The sequence below is a fragment of the Vibrio lamellibrachiae genome (assembly GCF_050337265.1).
GTDB classification, from domain to species: Bacteria; Pseudomonadota; Gammaproteobacteria; order Enterobacterales; family Vibrionaceae; genus Vibrio; species Vibrio kyushuensis.
Genome location: NZ_JAKJSU010000008.1, coordinates 14,812 through 27,619, shown reverse-complemented (window position 1 = coordinate 27,619; position 12,808 = coordinate 14,812). Strand labels below are relative to the sequence as shown.

The window sequence follows — 12,808 nt, the reverse complement described above, 5'->3', positions numbered from 1 at the left end:
CTGACAGTCAAATGAAGAGGCAACATGATTACTGCGCTTCTAATTGCTCCAGTAATTTTGCTGGCGGTAAATAGCCACCAACCATCTCACCACTTGGTAAGAATATAGATGGCGTACCACTGATACCAAGTGACTTACCAACGGTATAATGCTGTTTCACTGTTTGCTGGCATTGAGCAAAGTTATCACCCGGCTCTGGCAGGCGACGATTTACCTTCGCATCATGCATGGCTGCTTTTGGATCTTCAGCACACCAAATTGCCGCCATTTGATCACCAACATCAGAGGCTGGTCCCTGACGAGGATATGCTAAGTAACGGACTGTAATACCTAGCGCATTATACCCATTGAGTTGGTTGTGTAATCTCACACAGTAACCACAAGTAATATCGGTAAAGACTGTTACCACATATTTTTCATCATCGGCTTTAAATTCAATAACACTGTCACTTAGAGCCGAAACTTTTTCTGCATTAACAGGCGCTTGACGTTTAGCAAGGACATCGACATACCCACCATTTTCTTTATGCTGGTATAGCGTTCCTGACATGAAATACTCACCATCAACTGACGAGTATAAAATGCCGCCACTGGTTTGGACTTCAAACAAGCCCTCAATCGGCGTCGGTAAAATATCCATCACTGTCAAATTCAGCTTTGAAAAATTGCTTTGAATCTTTTGCTTCGCCTCATCACTCAGCCCGATAAAGTTTGATGCTTCCATCTCAGCGGAATCACTTTGAACTGTCGCAGTTTCCTCAACTTTAACAGTCTCTTCTGCGTTACAAGCCACGATAAAAAATGGCAATGCGAATAACGATAGTCGGCGTAATACGCTCATTAAAATCACCTTAAATTAAGCCCTAGGATGGTGCTCACTATGAATTTGTTTTAGCCGCTCAGTAGCGACGTGAGTATAAATTTGTGTCGTCGATAAATCACTGTGGCCCAGTAGCATTTGTACCACTCGTAAATCGGCTCCGTAATTGAGCAAGTGAGTTGCAAATGCGTGCCTTAGTACGTGAGGTGACAGAAGCTCTGTATCAATCCCAGCAATTACAGCATAGTGCTTTATCCTATGCCAGAATGTTTGGCGAGTCATCTGTCTTGCTCGTTTACTTGGAAATACAACGTCAGACGTTTTCTCTCCAAGTAACGTAGACCGTCCTTGCTCGATGAAAGTTTCAATCCAATCAACCGCATTTTCTCCCATCGGCACTAATCGCTCTTTTCCACCCTTACCCGTAACACGAACCACGCCTTGGCGGATGCTAATGTTTTCCATTGTTAAGCTCACAAGCTCGGTCACACGAAGTCCCGTCGCATATAAAAGCTCAAGCATCGCTTTATCACGAAGTTCAAGCGGATCATTGGGATCGGGGGCGTCTAACAACGCTTCAACTTGCTGTTCCGATAAATCTTTAGGTAAACGCTGCGGTAGTTTAGGGCTAAGCAACAATGCACTTGGATCGTCAGCGCGCACTTTCTCACGATGTAGATACTGAAACAGGCGACGAATAGCCGAAAGCATCCGCGCTCTTGAGGTCTGCTTATAATCTTTATCAGCCAACCAGCTTTGATACTCTTGCAGCCCCGACAAGCTAATCGCATTCAAACGATAATGATTATCTGACATCCACTGAAGCAGTTTTTGCAGGTCATTGCGATATGAAATCAGTGTGTTTTCAGATAACCCTCGCTCCATCCACATAGCATCAAGAAATGATTCCATGATTTTCTGCTCAGGTGATATAGCTTTTTGCTCGAAAGATACAGAGTCTTGCTCTGTAGACGATGACTTTTGTGTTGTTTGCGACACGATTAATCTCTTTAACTTCAATCTGTAAAGGTTATGTGACTGCAGCTACTAAAGCCACAAATTTGTCTATTTGATCAAATTCTCACTGCAATGCTTGCACATTTATGGTTAAAATCCGTTATCGCACATCAAATATGTAACATTATGAAGATTGGTTTGTTTTACGGCTCAACAACCTGCTACACCGAAATGGCAGCAGAGAAAATACGCGCTATTATTGGAGAAGAGCTAGTGGATATTCACAATATCAAAGAGAGTTCTATCTCTTTGATGGCTGATTATGACTTATTGATACTCGGTATCTCCACTTGGGACTTTGGTGAAATCCAAGAAGATTGGAGCGAAATATGGCAAGAAATCGCTGGCGTATCGCTAAAAAACAAATCCGTTGCACTATTCGGATTAGGCGATCAAGAAGGTTATGGCGAGTGGTATCTCGATGCGATGGGTCTTCTTCATGATGAACTAAAGCAGATCGACGCTAATCTTATTGGCTACTGGCCAAATCAAGGCTACGAATTTGAAGCATCAAAAGCGCTCACACCTGACGGCACACAGTTTGTTGGTCTTGCTCTGGATGAAGATTCACAATATGAACTCAGTGATGAACGCATTACAACTTGGGTAGAGCAGATATTAGTTGAGTACCAAGCGACGCTATAATTAGGAGCTGAAGTACTTTATGGCAGAGACCGAAGTACTTTCGCGAAGTCTAATCATTCGTTTTACTTAGCAAGCCTTTAAATTTCCGCCAATCAAATACCAATCCAGGATCAGTTTTACGCAACGGGGCGATATATTGATGCCCCGTTATTCGTTCTGGCGAAATTTGCGGATATTGAAGCATAAGTGCACTAGTTAGCTGTGAGAGTGATTGATACTGCAATTGGGTATAAGCACTAAAATCATCCCCCTCTAGTTCAATTCCAATCGAGTAATCATTGCATCGCGCTCGACCAGCAAAAGAAGAAAGACCCGCATGCCAAGCTCGTTTGGTAAAAGGCACAAATTGAATCACCTTTCCTTGACGATCAATAAGACAATGGGCTGATACCCTCATATTCTCAATCACTTTAAAAAATGGGTGCAGTGACGAATCAAGCTTCCCAGTAAAGAACTGCTCAATGTAAGGACCACCAAACTGGCTCGGTGGTAGGCTGATGTTATGAATGACCAGTAATGAGATATCGCTTAGATCGTCTCGTTCATCACAATGTGGTGATGGAAGATGCTTCGCACTGATGTACCACCCTTGTTGATCAATCATTTACCTAACCCTTTTTAATCAGTATCCAATTGATTTTATCCATTCCAAGATGAAAAGCGAGATTAAAGGCTGAATTTAATTTCGACTGCTAGTATCATGCCCCCACCCTCAAGCCAACGACTAGATTTGCGATGAAAAACACACATAACAGCCAACAACGCCTTGATTATTTAAAAACCCAACTGCCACTTGAAATTACCCGAGCAGTAGCGGAAACACTAAGAGAAGATCTCGGTGGTGTTGTTGATGTAGATGCTGATATTACCGCAAGTCTGATCCCTGCAGATGCGACCAACGTAGCGACGATTATTACTCGCGAACACGGTGTATTTTGCGGCCAAGCCTGGGCAGATGAAGTGTTCAAGCAAATTGGCGGAACGGTAAACATTGAATGGCACGTGAAAGACGGCGATGTGGTTGAGCCAAACCAAACGCTTTGTACCCTTTCAGGTCCATCCCGCGCACTACTAACCGGTGAGCGAAATGCAATGAACTTCATTCAAACTCTTTCTGGCTGTGCGAGTATTACTGCGACCTACGCAAAGCAATTAGAAGGCACAGAGTGTCGCTTGCTAGATACACGTAAAACCATTCCCGGCCTACGTAGTGCACTTAAATATGCAGTCGCTTGCGGTGGCGGTTTCAATCACCGTATCGGTGTGTTTGACGCATACCTTATTAAAGAAAACCACATCATTGCGTGTGGTGGCATTGAAAAAGCTGTCGCTACGGCAAAACAGCTTAACCCAGGTAAGCCGGTTGAGATTGAAACAGAAAGCCTAGAAGAGCTACAAAGTGCTATTGATGCAGGTGCAGATATCATCATGCTTGATAACTTCACCACTGACATGATGCGTGAAGCGGTGAAGCTTAACGCTGGCCGCGCTGCTCTAGAAAACTCAGGAAACGTCACTCTTGAAACGATCCGAGAATTTGCTGAAACAGGCGTGGATTACATCTCTGTTGGCGCACTGACGAAACACCTACAAGCATTAGACTTATCGATGAGATTCCAATCTTAATCGATTAATAGCCAACAAAATTACAAATAAAGAAGAGAGGCTAAGTCTATTGATGCCTCTCTTTTTCTTTCTAGCTTAAAAATACTTCATCGCCCATCACTTTATATGCCACTCGTCGAATAAATTTGCACTGCGAATGTAATATAGGTTTAACTTCAACAATTTGCCTCGCGCTCACTCTCCCACTGCATTTCTAGATTCACTAACACTATTTACTCTGACTGCATCCCTTATACATCGCAAACGGAGAAAATAATGAAAGCGATCAATAAGAAACAGAAAGGCTTTACCCTAATTGAGTTGATGATTGTTGTAGGAATAATTGGTGTTCTTAGTGCTATTGCTGTACCTGCGTATAAAAGTTACTTGCTTAAAACTGAAGCAAATACCGCAGTAAGTATCCCTAGAACTTTACTAACAAATATCGACCTATATATTCAAGAAGAAGGGAAGTTTCCTCCACATGCTGATATTGCAAAAGTGGGAGCAGATCAAGATATGAGTGCTATGGGTAGGTTACTTCTAACTCCTACAGATGCGACCTCTACTACTGGGAGTGTTGCTTTTACAATCGGTGAAAATGCATCTTTAAATGGCAAAGTGGTTACTTTCGCCAAATTAGATAGTGGTTGGAAATGTACACATGATACTGGGCAAACGTTAAAAGGTTGTGCAGCAGTAACCCCATAATGATAACTAACCTCCCTGCAATCTTGCGTCAGGCTAAGCTTTTAAGCTTGGTGCAAGAGCAGACAGTAATGGAACATGTCAACGCTTCCGGTATGTCTGTACCTGAAGCGTTGCTCGATCTTGAGCTCTTCCAATCTAATAATCTCACTAATCAACTGAGCCATATTTTTGGCCTCACTCCAGTGCAGTTAACCCAGTTTGATTTCGCCACTCTTTGCCACTCACTAGGGCTAAGAGAACTCATCACTCGCTACCATGCTCTGCCTCTGCAAAATAATGGCTTGGTGCTCTCTGTTGCAGTTTCTGACCCAACCCACAGTGAAATTGAAGATGAGTTCCGCTTTGCATCCGGGCTTCAAGTGGAACTGGTTCTAGCTGATGTAAAAGAGCTTGAAGCCGCAATTCGTCGCTTATACGGCCACGCTATTAGCGCCTCTACCTCGTCAGCAAAAGAGATAAGCCAAGATGAGTTAGCAAGCCTTGTTGATGTTGGTGATGATGAAATACAGAACATTGAAGATCTCAGCTTAGATGATGCACCCGTCAGCCGTTTTATTAATCAGGTGTTGTTAGATGCAGTGAGAAAAGGCGCATCGGATATTCACTTTGAGCCATACGATGATCTTTATCGTATACGTCTACGTTGCGACGGAATATTGGTGGAGACACAAAGCCCTGCAAGTCAACTCAGTCGTCGCCTCTCTGCTCGGTTAAAGATCCTCGCCAAACTTGATATCGCCGAGCGTCGTCTGCCTCAAGATGGTCGAATTAAACTTCGCCTAGATGATACCACTGCCATAGATATGCGCGTTTCTACTTTGCCAACGCTGTGGGGCGAAAAAATCGTACTGCGCCTTCTTGATAGCAGTAGCGCAAGCCTTGATATCGACAAACTTGGCTACAGTAACAAACAGAAACAGCTCTATCTCAAGGCGTTAAAGCAGCCTCAGGGGATGATTTTAATGACCGGCCCAACAGGAAGTGGAAAAACCGTTTCGCTCTATACCGGGCTTAGTATCCTAAACACGCCTGAAGTGAACATCTCCACCGCTGAAGATCCGGTTGAAATCAATATCTCAGGGATCAATCAAGTACAGGTTCAACCCAAGATCGGCTTTGATTTCTCTAAAGCGCTGCGATCTTTCTTACGCCAAGATCCTGATATCGTCATGGTTGGTGAGATTCGAGATTTAGATACGGCTGAAATCGCGATTAAAGCGGCTCAAACAGGACACTTAGTCTTATCAACTCTGCACACCAACTCTGCGGCTGAAACCGTCATTCGCCTCGGTAATATGGGCATTGAGGCATTTAATCTCGCTTCATCACTAAGTTTAATCATCGCTCAACGACTGGCTCGTAAGCTTTGCCCTCACTGTAAACTTCCTCACTTAGATAGCGTATTAACTGAAAAGCTACAGCTGTTAACGAGCGACACTATTTTTAAAGCCAACTCTACAGGCTGTAACGAATGCAATGCTGGTTATTCTGGTCGAACTGGCATTTATGAAGTAATGCCTTTTGACCATGAACTCGCCGATGCTGTGATCAAAGGGGCATCGATGATTGAAATAGAAAGGTTAGCGAAATCTCACGGCATGCAAACTCTACAAGAGTCAGGGCTCGAGAAGCTAAAGCAAGGCATCACCAGCTACTCGGAACTGCAACGCGTACTCTATTTTTGACCTAATGGATGAAATGATTGATAGATGAGAAACACTAAACCGACTCAATTAAAAAACTATCGTTGGAAAGGCATCAACAGTGCCGGAAAACGTGTTTCTGGTCAGGTGATTGCACTGTCAGAAATAGAGGTTCGAGATAAGCTTAAAGAGCAGCATATCCAAATTAAAAAAATCAAAAAAGGATCAATATCCTTTGTATCGAGAATAACTCATCGCGTCAAAGCGAGAGACATCACCATACTGACGCGACAATTGGCCACTATGTTAGGAACAGGTGTTCCCATCATTCAGGCTCTTAAATTGGTGGCAGACAATAACCGTAAAGCAGAGATGAAATCAATCTTATCTCAAGTGAGTAAAGGCGTTGAAGCTGGGACGCCAATTTCAAAAGCGCTTCGTACCGCAAGTCCTCTGTTTGACTCTTTGTATGTCGATTTAGTCGCAACGGGTGAGCAGTCCGGTAACCTACCTGAAGTATTTGAACGACTAGCAACCTACCGAGAAAAAAGTGAACAGCTAAGAGCTAAAGTCATCAAGGCCCTTATCTACCCTACGATGGTTGTACTGGTTGCGCTAAGCGTCTCCTATTTAATGCTCACTGTGGTTATTCCAGAGTTTGAAAGCATGTTTAAGGGATTTGGTGCGGATCTGCCTTGGTTTACTCAACAAGTGCTCTATCTATCCCACTGGGTTCAAGCCTATAGCCTGACGATTGTACTTACTGTTATTGCCACTTTTTTTATCGTTAAAACGATTCGCAAAAAGTCGTTTCGTATTCGTCTCTCCACCAGCAAATTGAGTTTAAAATTACCTGTTATTGGCGGGGTATTTTCTAAAGCCGCGATTGCCAAATTTAGTCGCACACTGGCGACAAGCTTTAGTGCTGGCATCCCCATTTTAACCAGCCTTAAAACCACGGCGAAAACCTCAGGCAACCTCCATTATCAAACCGCTATTGATTCGGTACACCGAGATACGTCAGCCGGAATGCCAATGTACATAGCAATGAGAAATACCGCAGCCTTTCCTGAAATGGTTCTGCAAATGGTGATGATTGGGGAAGAATCTGGATGCCTTGATGACATGCTCAATAAAGTCGCTACTATCTACGAATTTGAGGTCGATAATACCGTTGATAATTTAGGCAAGATTCTCGAACCACTGATCATTGTCTTTCTTGGCGTTGTCATTGGAGGATTAGTTGTTGCTATGTATTTACCAATCTTTAACTTAATGAGTGTATTAGGATAGTATTAAGCTTTGATATGCTAGTAACTGATATCGTTACCAAATAGCATCAATGGCTATTCTCCTTAATTACTCGAGTAAAAATATGGAAGTGTTTGAGTTACACCCTTGGCTATTCACCACCTTTGCCATCGTATTTGGTTTGATCATAGGTAGCTTTCTCAATGTCGTTATTCACCGACTGCCTATCATTATGGAAAGAGAGTGGCGTCAAGAGTGTGCTGAATCCTTCCCTGAATATAAAATCACACCTCCTGAGGGAGATTACTCATTAAGCATTCCTCGTTCGACATGCCCAAAATGTCAGACTCAACTGAGGCTTATTGATAACGTACCAATCTTAAGCTGGCTATTTCTCAAAGGAAAATGCCATAAATGTGAAGACAAAATTTCAGTACGTTACCCACTTATTGAATTATTAGCAGCGTTAGTAAGTGGAGCTATTGCCTACAATTTTGGCCCAAGCTACTTCTCTATCGCACTAGTACTATTTAGCTTTGTTCTAATCGCGGCTACCTTTATCGATCTAGACACTATGCTGCTACCCGATCAGCTTACTCTTCCTCTTGTTTGGTCTGGCATTACACTGGCACTATTTGAAATAAGCCCAGTGTCACTACAAGATGCAGTGATCGGCGCTATTGCCGGTTACCTGTGCTTGTGGCTTGTCTATTGGGGCTTTAAGCTGATAACCGGTAAAGAAGGCATGGGCTATGGTGATTTCAAATTACTCGCAGCTCTAGGCGCATGGCTTGGCTGGCAGTATCTACCTATGATCATTTTACTCTCGTCTTTTGTCGGTCTGATTTTTGGTCTGATTCAACTTCGACTACAGCAAAAAGGCATCGATAAAGCATTCCCATTTGGGCCTTACCTCGCTATTGCGGGTTGGGTTAGCTTAATGTGGGGAGAGCAGATTATGTCTTGGTACCTTAGTTCATTAGTAGGAGTTTAGTATGACTTTTGTAGTAGGTATCACCGGTGGCATTGCCAGTGGGAAAACAACCGTCGCGGATCTTTTTCATCAACATTTTGATATCGACATTGTGGATGCCGACATCATTGCCCGTGAGGTTGTCCAGCCAGAGAGTGAAGGGCTTAATGCAATCATCGCTCATTTTGGGCCAGACATAGTTGCCAACAGTGGTGAACTAAATAGAGCCAAACTCAGAGAAAAGATCTTTTCACACCCTGAAGAAAAACAGTGGCTAGATAATTTATTACACCCAATGATTCGCCTTAAAATGAAGAACGACATTGAAGCGGTAGACTCCCCTTACGCACTGCTTGTTATTCCTTTATTAGTCGAGAACAACCTACAGCAGATGACTGATCGAATTCTGGTGATCGATGTAGATGAGCAAACTCAAATTGAGCGTACAATGAACCGAGATGGTGTCTCTTTCGAGCAAGCTCAATCTATTCTTTCAGCGCAAACGAGCAGAGAGACCCGTCTTAGCTTTGCCGATGATGTGATTAAAAATGATACGGAAAACAAAAAACTTATGCCTCAAATCACAGAATTACATCAAAAGTATCTAGCTATTAGTAGTGCAAATCTGTGAGAATAGAACAGAGACATTCGAAGGCGATAGCAATGACCACCCATAAGTTTGAACATCCTCTTAATGAAAAAACACGCATTTATTTGCGAGTAGAAGCACTACTCCATCAACTCAAGGTGTCTTCTCAATTTTCAGATGATCTTCAACATTTACTTTTCTTCCGCTCACTGTTTGATTTGCTCGAAATTTTCGAACAGATTCAGCTTAAAAGCGAACTAGCAAAAGATATAGAAAAACAACGCCTTACTTATAAAAGTTGGTTAAACGTCGAAGGTGTCGATCAAGCAATGCTGCTCGATGTCTTAAATGAAGTTGATCTCGTGCATGGTAATCTAATGACGGCTGAGCGTTTTGGTCAGTCACTAAAAGATGACCGTTTCATTAGCACTATTCGTCAACGTTTCAATTTACCCGGTGGCTCGTGCTGTTTCGATTTACCAGCACTGCATCATTGGCTTCACTTGCCAACGACACAAAAAGAGCATGATACCAATGTGTGGTTAGGGACATTAACACCACTCTCAGATGCATTAACGCTATGGCTTAAATTGGCTAGAGAAACTGGGTACTATAAACCTCAACTTGCGAACAATGGTTTCTTCCAAAGTGATGCTGAAGAAGCGAATATTCTAAGACTCGAGATCCCTCTACAATACGGTGTGTACCCTATGATTTCAGGGCATAAAAATCGCTTTGCTATTAAATTCATAGACTTTAAATCAGGCCAAGCATGTACTCAGAATATTCAATTCTCCCTTGCTGTTTGTAGCTAACACTCAGCTTAATACTGCCCTCTTATTCATCGATATCAGCGAGTACACGCTCTAGTTTCGGTTCTAATATCAAGTTGCAATTCAGGTATCAAGAACCGACAATATCAGTAATACCAATACGAGATTGATCCAATGTCAAAGAAAACCACGATTGTAAAATGTCCGCAATGTAGCGCGGATGTTGAATGGGGAGAGCAAAGCCCACACCGCCCTTTTTGCAGCAAACAGTGCCAGATGATCGACTTTGGTGAATGGGCAGATGAAGAAAACGCAATTGCCGGCGCACCAGATATGTCAGACAGCGACGGTTGGTCTGAAGACCCACATTAATGCTACAGCTAACTGCTAACTGCTAACTGCTAACAAATTTAAAGGTTGATGCCATTGGTATTAGCCTTTTTTCTTTTTCCGCTAGATATAAATTATTTGAAGTTTGGACAGTGGAATTTCTGAGAGTTAGGCGCAGGAGGATTTTACTATATCAAGAAGGAGGCGCGGAGTTTACGGCAGTAAATGAGCACCGACGACGTAGATATAGTGAAATATCACCAGCATAACTCCAAAAATAAAAAAACGGGGTCCTATAGACCCCGTTTTTCTTATGAGAACGCTAGTTATAGCATTACTTCTTAGTAAGCTTCTCGCGGATACGAGCTGACTTACCAGAACGCTCACGTAGGTAGTACAACTTGGCACGACGTACTGCACCACGGCGTTTAACTTCGATGCTATCAACCATTGGAGAATGTGTTTGGAACGTACGCTCAACACCTTCACCGTTCGAGATTTTACGAACAGTAAATGCAGAGTGTAGACCACGGTTACGGATTGCGATTACAACGCCTTCGAAAGCCTGTAGACGCTCACGGTCACCTTCTTTTACCTTAACTTGAACTACAACAGTGTCACCTGGTGCAAACTTAGGTAGGTCTGATTTCAGTTGCTCTTCTTCAAGAGCCTTGATGATGTTACTCATTTTTTAAATTCCTAGAATAAACTGATACTAAATAAAATAGGTTACTGCTTACTTTTTATTAGAGCGATGCTCTTTAATAAATTCGGCCAGTAATTGTTCCTGTTCGTCAGTCAGAGCTAGGTTTTCCAAGAGCTCTGGTCTTCTTAGCCAAGTACGGCCCAGCGATTGTTGTAATCGCCAGCGACGAATATCCTTATGGTTGCCTGACATCAATACCGAAGGCACCGATTTATCATCTAACATTTCAGGACGCGTATAGTGTGGACAATCTAACAAACCATTGGCAAAAGAATCTTCTTCTGCTGACGCAAAATCCCCTAATACTCCCGGAATAAACCGAGATACTGAGTCAATCAACGTCATGGCTGGTATTTCGCCACCCGTCATTACAAAATCACCAATTGACCATTCTTCGTCAACTTCGGATTGTATAATGCGCTCATCCACCCCTTCGTAGCGACCACAAATAAGAAGCAAGTTCTCATTAGTAGCCAACTCTTCAACACCTTGTTGGTCGAGTTTACGACCTTGAGGTGATAGGTAAATGACTTTCGTCTTTCCCGGTGAGGCTTGTTTTGCCGTATGAATAGCTTCGCGCAAAGGCTGAACCATCATAAGCATTCCAGGACCACCACCGTAAGGTCTATCATCAACAGTGCGATGTTTGTCGTGAGTGAAATCGCGAGGATTCCATGTCTCTACCGACAAGAGACCTTTTTTAACCGCTTGACCTGTTACTCCAAAATCAGTAACGCTGCGGAACATTTCTGGAAAAAGGCTAATTATGCCAACCCACATGTTTTCACCAATATAAACTTGGTTCTATTCGCAATGTTACTTGGAGTTAGAATCCAGGATCCCAGTCAACTTCGATCCGTTGAGCTTTGCGATCAACTAATTTGATCACTTGCTCTTCAAGAAACGGGATTAATCGTTCCTTTTGTCCGAAAGCATCTTTTAGATTTGCTTTCACTACGAGAACATCGTTGGAGCCGGTTTCCATGACATCCGTCACTTTACCTAAATCGTAACCTTTGGTGGTCACAACTTGCATTCCAAACAATTCACGCCAGTAGAATTCTTCTTCTGACAATTCCGGTAATGATGCAGGATCAATAGCAATTTCGAAATTGGTTAGTAAGTGCGCTTCTTCGCGAACTTCCAAACCGGCTAGTTTAGCCACCATAGCTTTGCTATGACGCTTCCAGCTTTCTACTTTGTACTCAACCCACTCGCCCTTTATTTTAATAAACCAAGGACTGTAATCGAAAATGCTCTCAGCATTGTCTGTGTAGGAAAAAACCTTAAGCCAGCCGCGAATGCCATAGGTAGCACCAAACTTGCCCATAACAATTTTTTCGTTTTGCTCACTCATTGTTTCTTTTCCTTTCATCGACATAAGCTACTTCTCTATAAATAAAGAATTAAGCCGCTTTTTTAGCGTCTTTTACTAGCTTAGCTACGCGGTCAGATACAGATGCGCCTTGACCAACCCAATGGTTAACGCGATCTAGGTCTAAACGTAGACCTTCTTCTTGACCAGTAGCAGTAGGGTTAAAGAAACCTACTTTTTCAATGAAACGGCCAGTTGCAGCGTTGCGGCTGTCCGCTACTACGATTTGATAAAATGGGCGTTTTTTTGCGCCGTGACGTGCCAAACGAATGGTTACCATGTCGTCCTCTTTTGCTTTCTCAAAAATAAAATTAACCCCAAGAACCGTTCATTAAAAGGACAGTTTGGGGTCTCGTGCCAAAATAAAGCC

Annotated in this window: 16 protein-coding genes; 9 read left to right on the top strand and 7 right to left on the bottom strand. The window is 42.8% G+C overall.

All coding sequences use genetic code 11. The annotated features are described in order from the left end of the window. Positions 1–28: 28 nt before the first annotated feature. Both L4C54_RS13455 and xerD read right to left on the bottom strand, forming a co-directional pair. Positions 29–841, bottom strand: coding sequence for a thioredoxin fold domain-containing protein (locus L4C54_RS13455; protein ID WP_428808602.1), 813 nt, complete (start codon positions 839–841; stop codon positions 29–31). 15 nt (positions 842–856) lie between these two features. Further along, entirely contained in the window at positions 857–1,732 is an 876-nt protein-coding gene (gene xerD, locus L4C54_RS13450) for a site-specific tyrosine recombinase XerD (RefSeq protein ID WP_428801284.1), read from the bottom strand. A gap of 231 nt (positions 1,733–1,963) precedes the next feature. Here xerD and fldB point away from each other — a divergent pair, with 231 nt between their 5' ends. Then, complete coding sequence (gene fldB / locus L4C54_RS13445) at positions 1,964–2,482, top strand: flavodoxin FldB (RefSeq protein WP_428801170.1); 519 nt, start codon at positions 1,964–1,966, stop codon at positions 2,480–2,482. Positions 2,483–2,531: 49 nt separating this feature from the next. Here fldB and ampD read toward each other — a convergent pair whose 3' ends face one another. Continuing rightward, positions 2,532–3,086, bottom strand: coding sequence for a 1,6-anhydro-N-acetylmuramyl-L-alanine amidase AmpD (ampD, locus tag L4C54_RS13440; protein ID WP_428808601.1), 555 nt, complete (start codon positions 3,084–3,086; stop codon positions 2,532–2,534). Between the two features lie 131 nt (positions 3,087–3,217). Here ampD and nadC point away from each other — a divergent pair, with 131 nt between their 5' ends. The 8 genes from nadC to yacG all read left to right on the top strand — a co-directional run bounded on the left by nadC (position 3,218) and on the right by yacG (position 10,399). After that, positions 3,218–4,108, top strand: a complete 891-nt coding sequence (gene nadC, locus L4C54_RS13435) for a carboxylating nicotinate-nucleotide diphosphorylase (RefSeq protein ID WP_428808600.1) — start codon at positions 3,218–3,220, stop codon at positions 4,106–4,108. A gap of 255 nt (positions 4,109–4,363) precedes the next feature. After that, positions 4,364–4,798: a pilin gene (locus tag L4C54_RS13430; protein WP_428808599.1), complete on the top strand. Its 435-nt coding sequence runs from the start codon at positions 4,364–4,366 to the stop codon at positions 4,796–4,798. After that, positions 4,798–6,483 carry a type IV-A pilus assembly ATPase PilB gene (gene pilB / locus L4C54_RS13425; protein WP_428808598.1) on the top strand — a complete coding sequence of 562 codons (1,686 nt, stop codon included), beginning with the start codon at positions 4,798–4,800 and terminating at the stop codon, positions 6,481–6,483. Before L4C54_RS13430 ends, pilB begins: the two co-directional genes overlap by 1 nt. A gap of 24 nt (positions 6,484–6,507) precedes the next feature. Beyond that, a complete protein-coding gene (locus L4C54_RS13420; protein ID WP_428808597.1) occupies positions 6,508–7,734 on the top strand; it encodes a type II secretion system F family protein in 1,227 nt (408 codons plus the stop codon). A gap of 82 nt (positions 7,735–7,816) precedes the next feature. Continuing rightward, positions 7,817–8,686 (top strand): prepilin peptidase, encoded by an 870-nt coding sequence (locus L4C54_RS13415; protein WP_428808806.1) that lies wholly within the window; start codon positions 7,817–7,819, stop codon positions 8,684–8,686. A gap of 1 nt (position 8,687) precedes the next feature. After that, the gene (gene coaE / locus L4C54_RS13410) at positions 8,688–9,296 is read left to right on the top strand and encodes a dephospho-CoA kinase (protein WP_428808596.1); all 609 of its coding nucleotides are present in this window, start codon (positions 8,688–8,690) and stop codon (positions 9,294–9,296) included. Between the two features lie 32 nt (positions 9,297–9,328). Next, the gene (zapD, locus tag L4C54_RS13405; protein WP_428808595.1) at positions 9,329–10,069 is read left to right on the top strand and encodes a cell division protein ZapD; all 741 of its coding nucleotides are present in this window, start codon (positions 9,329–9,331) and stop codon (positions 10,067–10,069) included. A gap of 132 nt (positions 10,070–10,201) precedes the next feature. Then, positions 10,202–10,399 carry a DNA gyrase inhibitor YacG gene (gene yacG, locus L4C54_RS13400; protein ID WP_428808594.1) on the top strand — a complete coding sequence of 66 codons (198 nt, stop codon included), beginning with the start codon at positions 10,202–10,204 and terminating at the stop codon, positions 10,397–10,399. 292 nt (positions 10,400–10,691) lie between these two features. Here the strand turns inward: yacG and rplS are convergent, their stop codons facing one another. From rplS to rpsP, 4 genes are read right to left on the bottom strand one after another with little or no spacing between them, the layout of a single operon-like run. Further along, positions 10,692–11,045: a 50S ribosomal protein L19 gene (gene rplS, locus L4C54_RS13395; RefSeq protein WP_428801179.1), complete on the bottom strand. Its 354-nt coding sequence runs from the start codon at positions 11,043–11,045 to the stop codon at positions 10,692–10,694. 48 nt (positions 11,046–11,093) lie between these two features. Continuing rightward, on the bottom strand, positions 11,094–11,843 hold the full coding sequence (trmD, locus tag L4C54_RS13390; protein WP_428801180.1) for a tRNA (guanosine(37)-N1)-methyltransferase TrmD: 750 nt from the start codon (positions 11,841–11,843) through the stop codon (positions 11,094–11,096). 46 nt (positions 11,844–11,889) lie between these two features. After that, positions 11,890–12,444 (bottom strand): ribosome maturation factor RimM, encoded by a 555-nt coding sequence (gene rimM / locus L4C54_RS13385; RefSeq protein WP_428801181.1) that lies wholly within the window; start codon positions 12,442–12,444, stop codon positions 11,890–11,892. 25 nt (positions 12,445–12,469) lie between these two features. Further along, entirely contained in the window at positions 12,470–12,718 is a 249-nt protein-coding gene (gene rpsP, locus L4C54_RS13380; protein WP_017036646.1) for a 30S ribosomal protein S16, read from the bottom strand. Between the last annotated feature and the right edge of the window lie 90 nt (positions 12,719–12,808).

Coding starts and splice junctions, on each gene's coding strand:
- L4C54_RS13455 (WP_428808602.1), bottom strand. CDS start 841: ATGAGCGTATTACGCCGACTATCGTTATTCGCATTGCCATTTTTTATC.
- xerD (WP_428801284.1), bottom strand. CDS start 1,732: ATGGAATCATTTCTTGATGCTATGTGGATGGAGCGAGGGTTATCTGAA.
- fldB (WP_428801170.1), top strand. CDS start 1,964: ATGAAGATTGGTTTGTTTTACGGCTCAACAACCTGCTACACCGAAATG.
- ampD (WP_428808601.1), bottom strand. CDS start 3,086: ATGATTGATCAACAAGGGTGGTACATCAGTGCGAAGCATCTTCCATCA.
- nadC (WP_428808600.1), top strand. CDS start 3,218: ATGAAAAACACACATAACAGCCAACAACGCCTTGATTATTTAAAAACC.
- L4C54_RS13430 (WP_428808599.1), top strand. CDS start 4,364: ATGAAAGCGATCAATAAGAAACAGAAAGGCTTTACCCTAATTGAGTTG.
- pilB (WP_428808598.1), top strand. CDS start 4,798: ATGATAACTAACCTCCCTGCAATCTTGCGTCAGGCTAAGCTTTTAAGC.
- L4C54_RS13420 (WP_428808597.1), top strand. CDS start 6,508: ATGAGAAACACTAAACCGACTCAATTAAAAAACTATCGTTGGAAAGGC.
- L4C54_RS13415 (WP_428808806.1), top strand. CDS start 7,817: ATGGAAGTGTTTGAGTTACACCCTTGGCTATTCACCACCTTTGCCATC.
- coaE (WP_428808596.1), top strand. CDS start 8,688: ATGACTTTTGTAGTAGGTATCACCGGTGGCATTGCCAGTGGGAAAACA.
- zapD (WP_428808595.1), top strand. CDS start 9,329: ATGACCACCCATAAGTTTGAACATCCTCTTAATGAAAAAACACGCATT.
- yacG (WP_428808594.1), top strand. CDS start 10,202: ATGTCAAAGAAAACCACGATTGTAAAATGTCCGCAATGTAGCGCGGAT.
- rplS (WP_428801179.1), bottom strand. CDS start 11,045: ATGAGTAACATCATCAAGGCTCTTGAAGAAGAGCAACTGAAATCAGAC.
- trmD (WP_428801180.1), bottom strand. CDS start 11,843: ATGTGGGTTGGCATAATTAGCCTTTTTCCAGAAATGTTCCGCAGCGTT.
- rimM (WP_428801181.1), bottom strand. CDS start 12,444: ATGTCGATGAAAGGAAAAGAAACAATGAGTGAGCAAAACGAAAAAATT.
- rpsP (WP_017036646.1), bottom strand. CDS start 12,718: ATGGTAACCATTCGTTTGGCACGTCACGGCGCAAAAAAACGCCCATTT.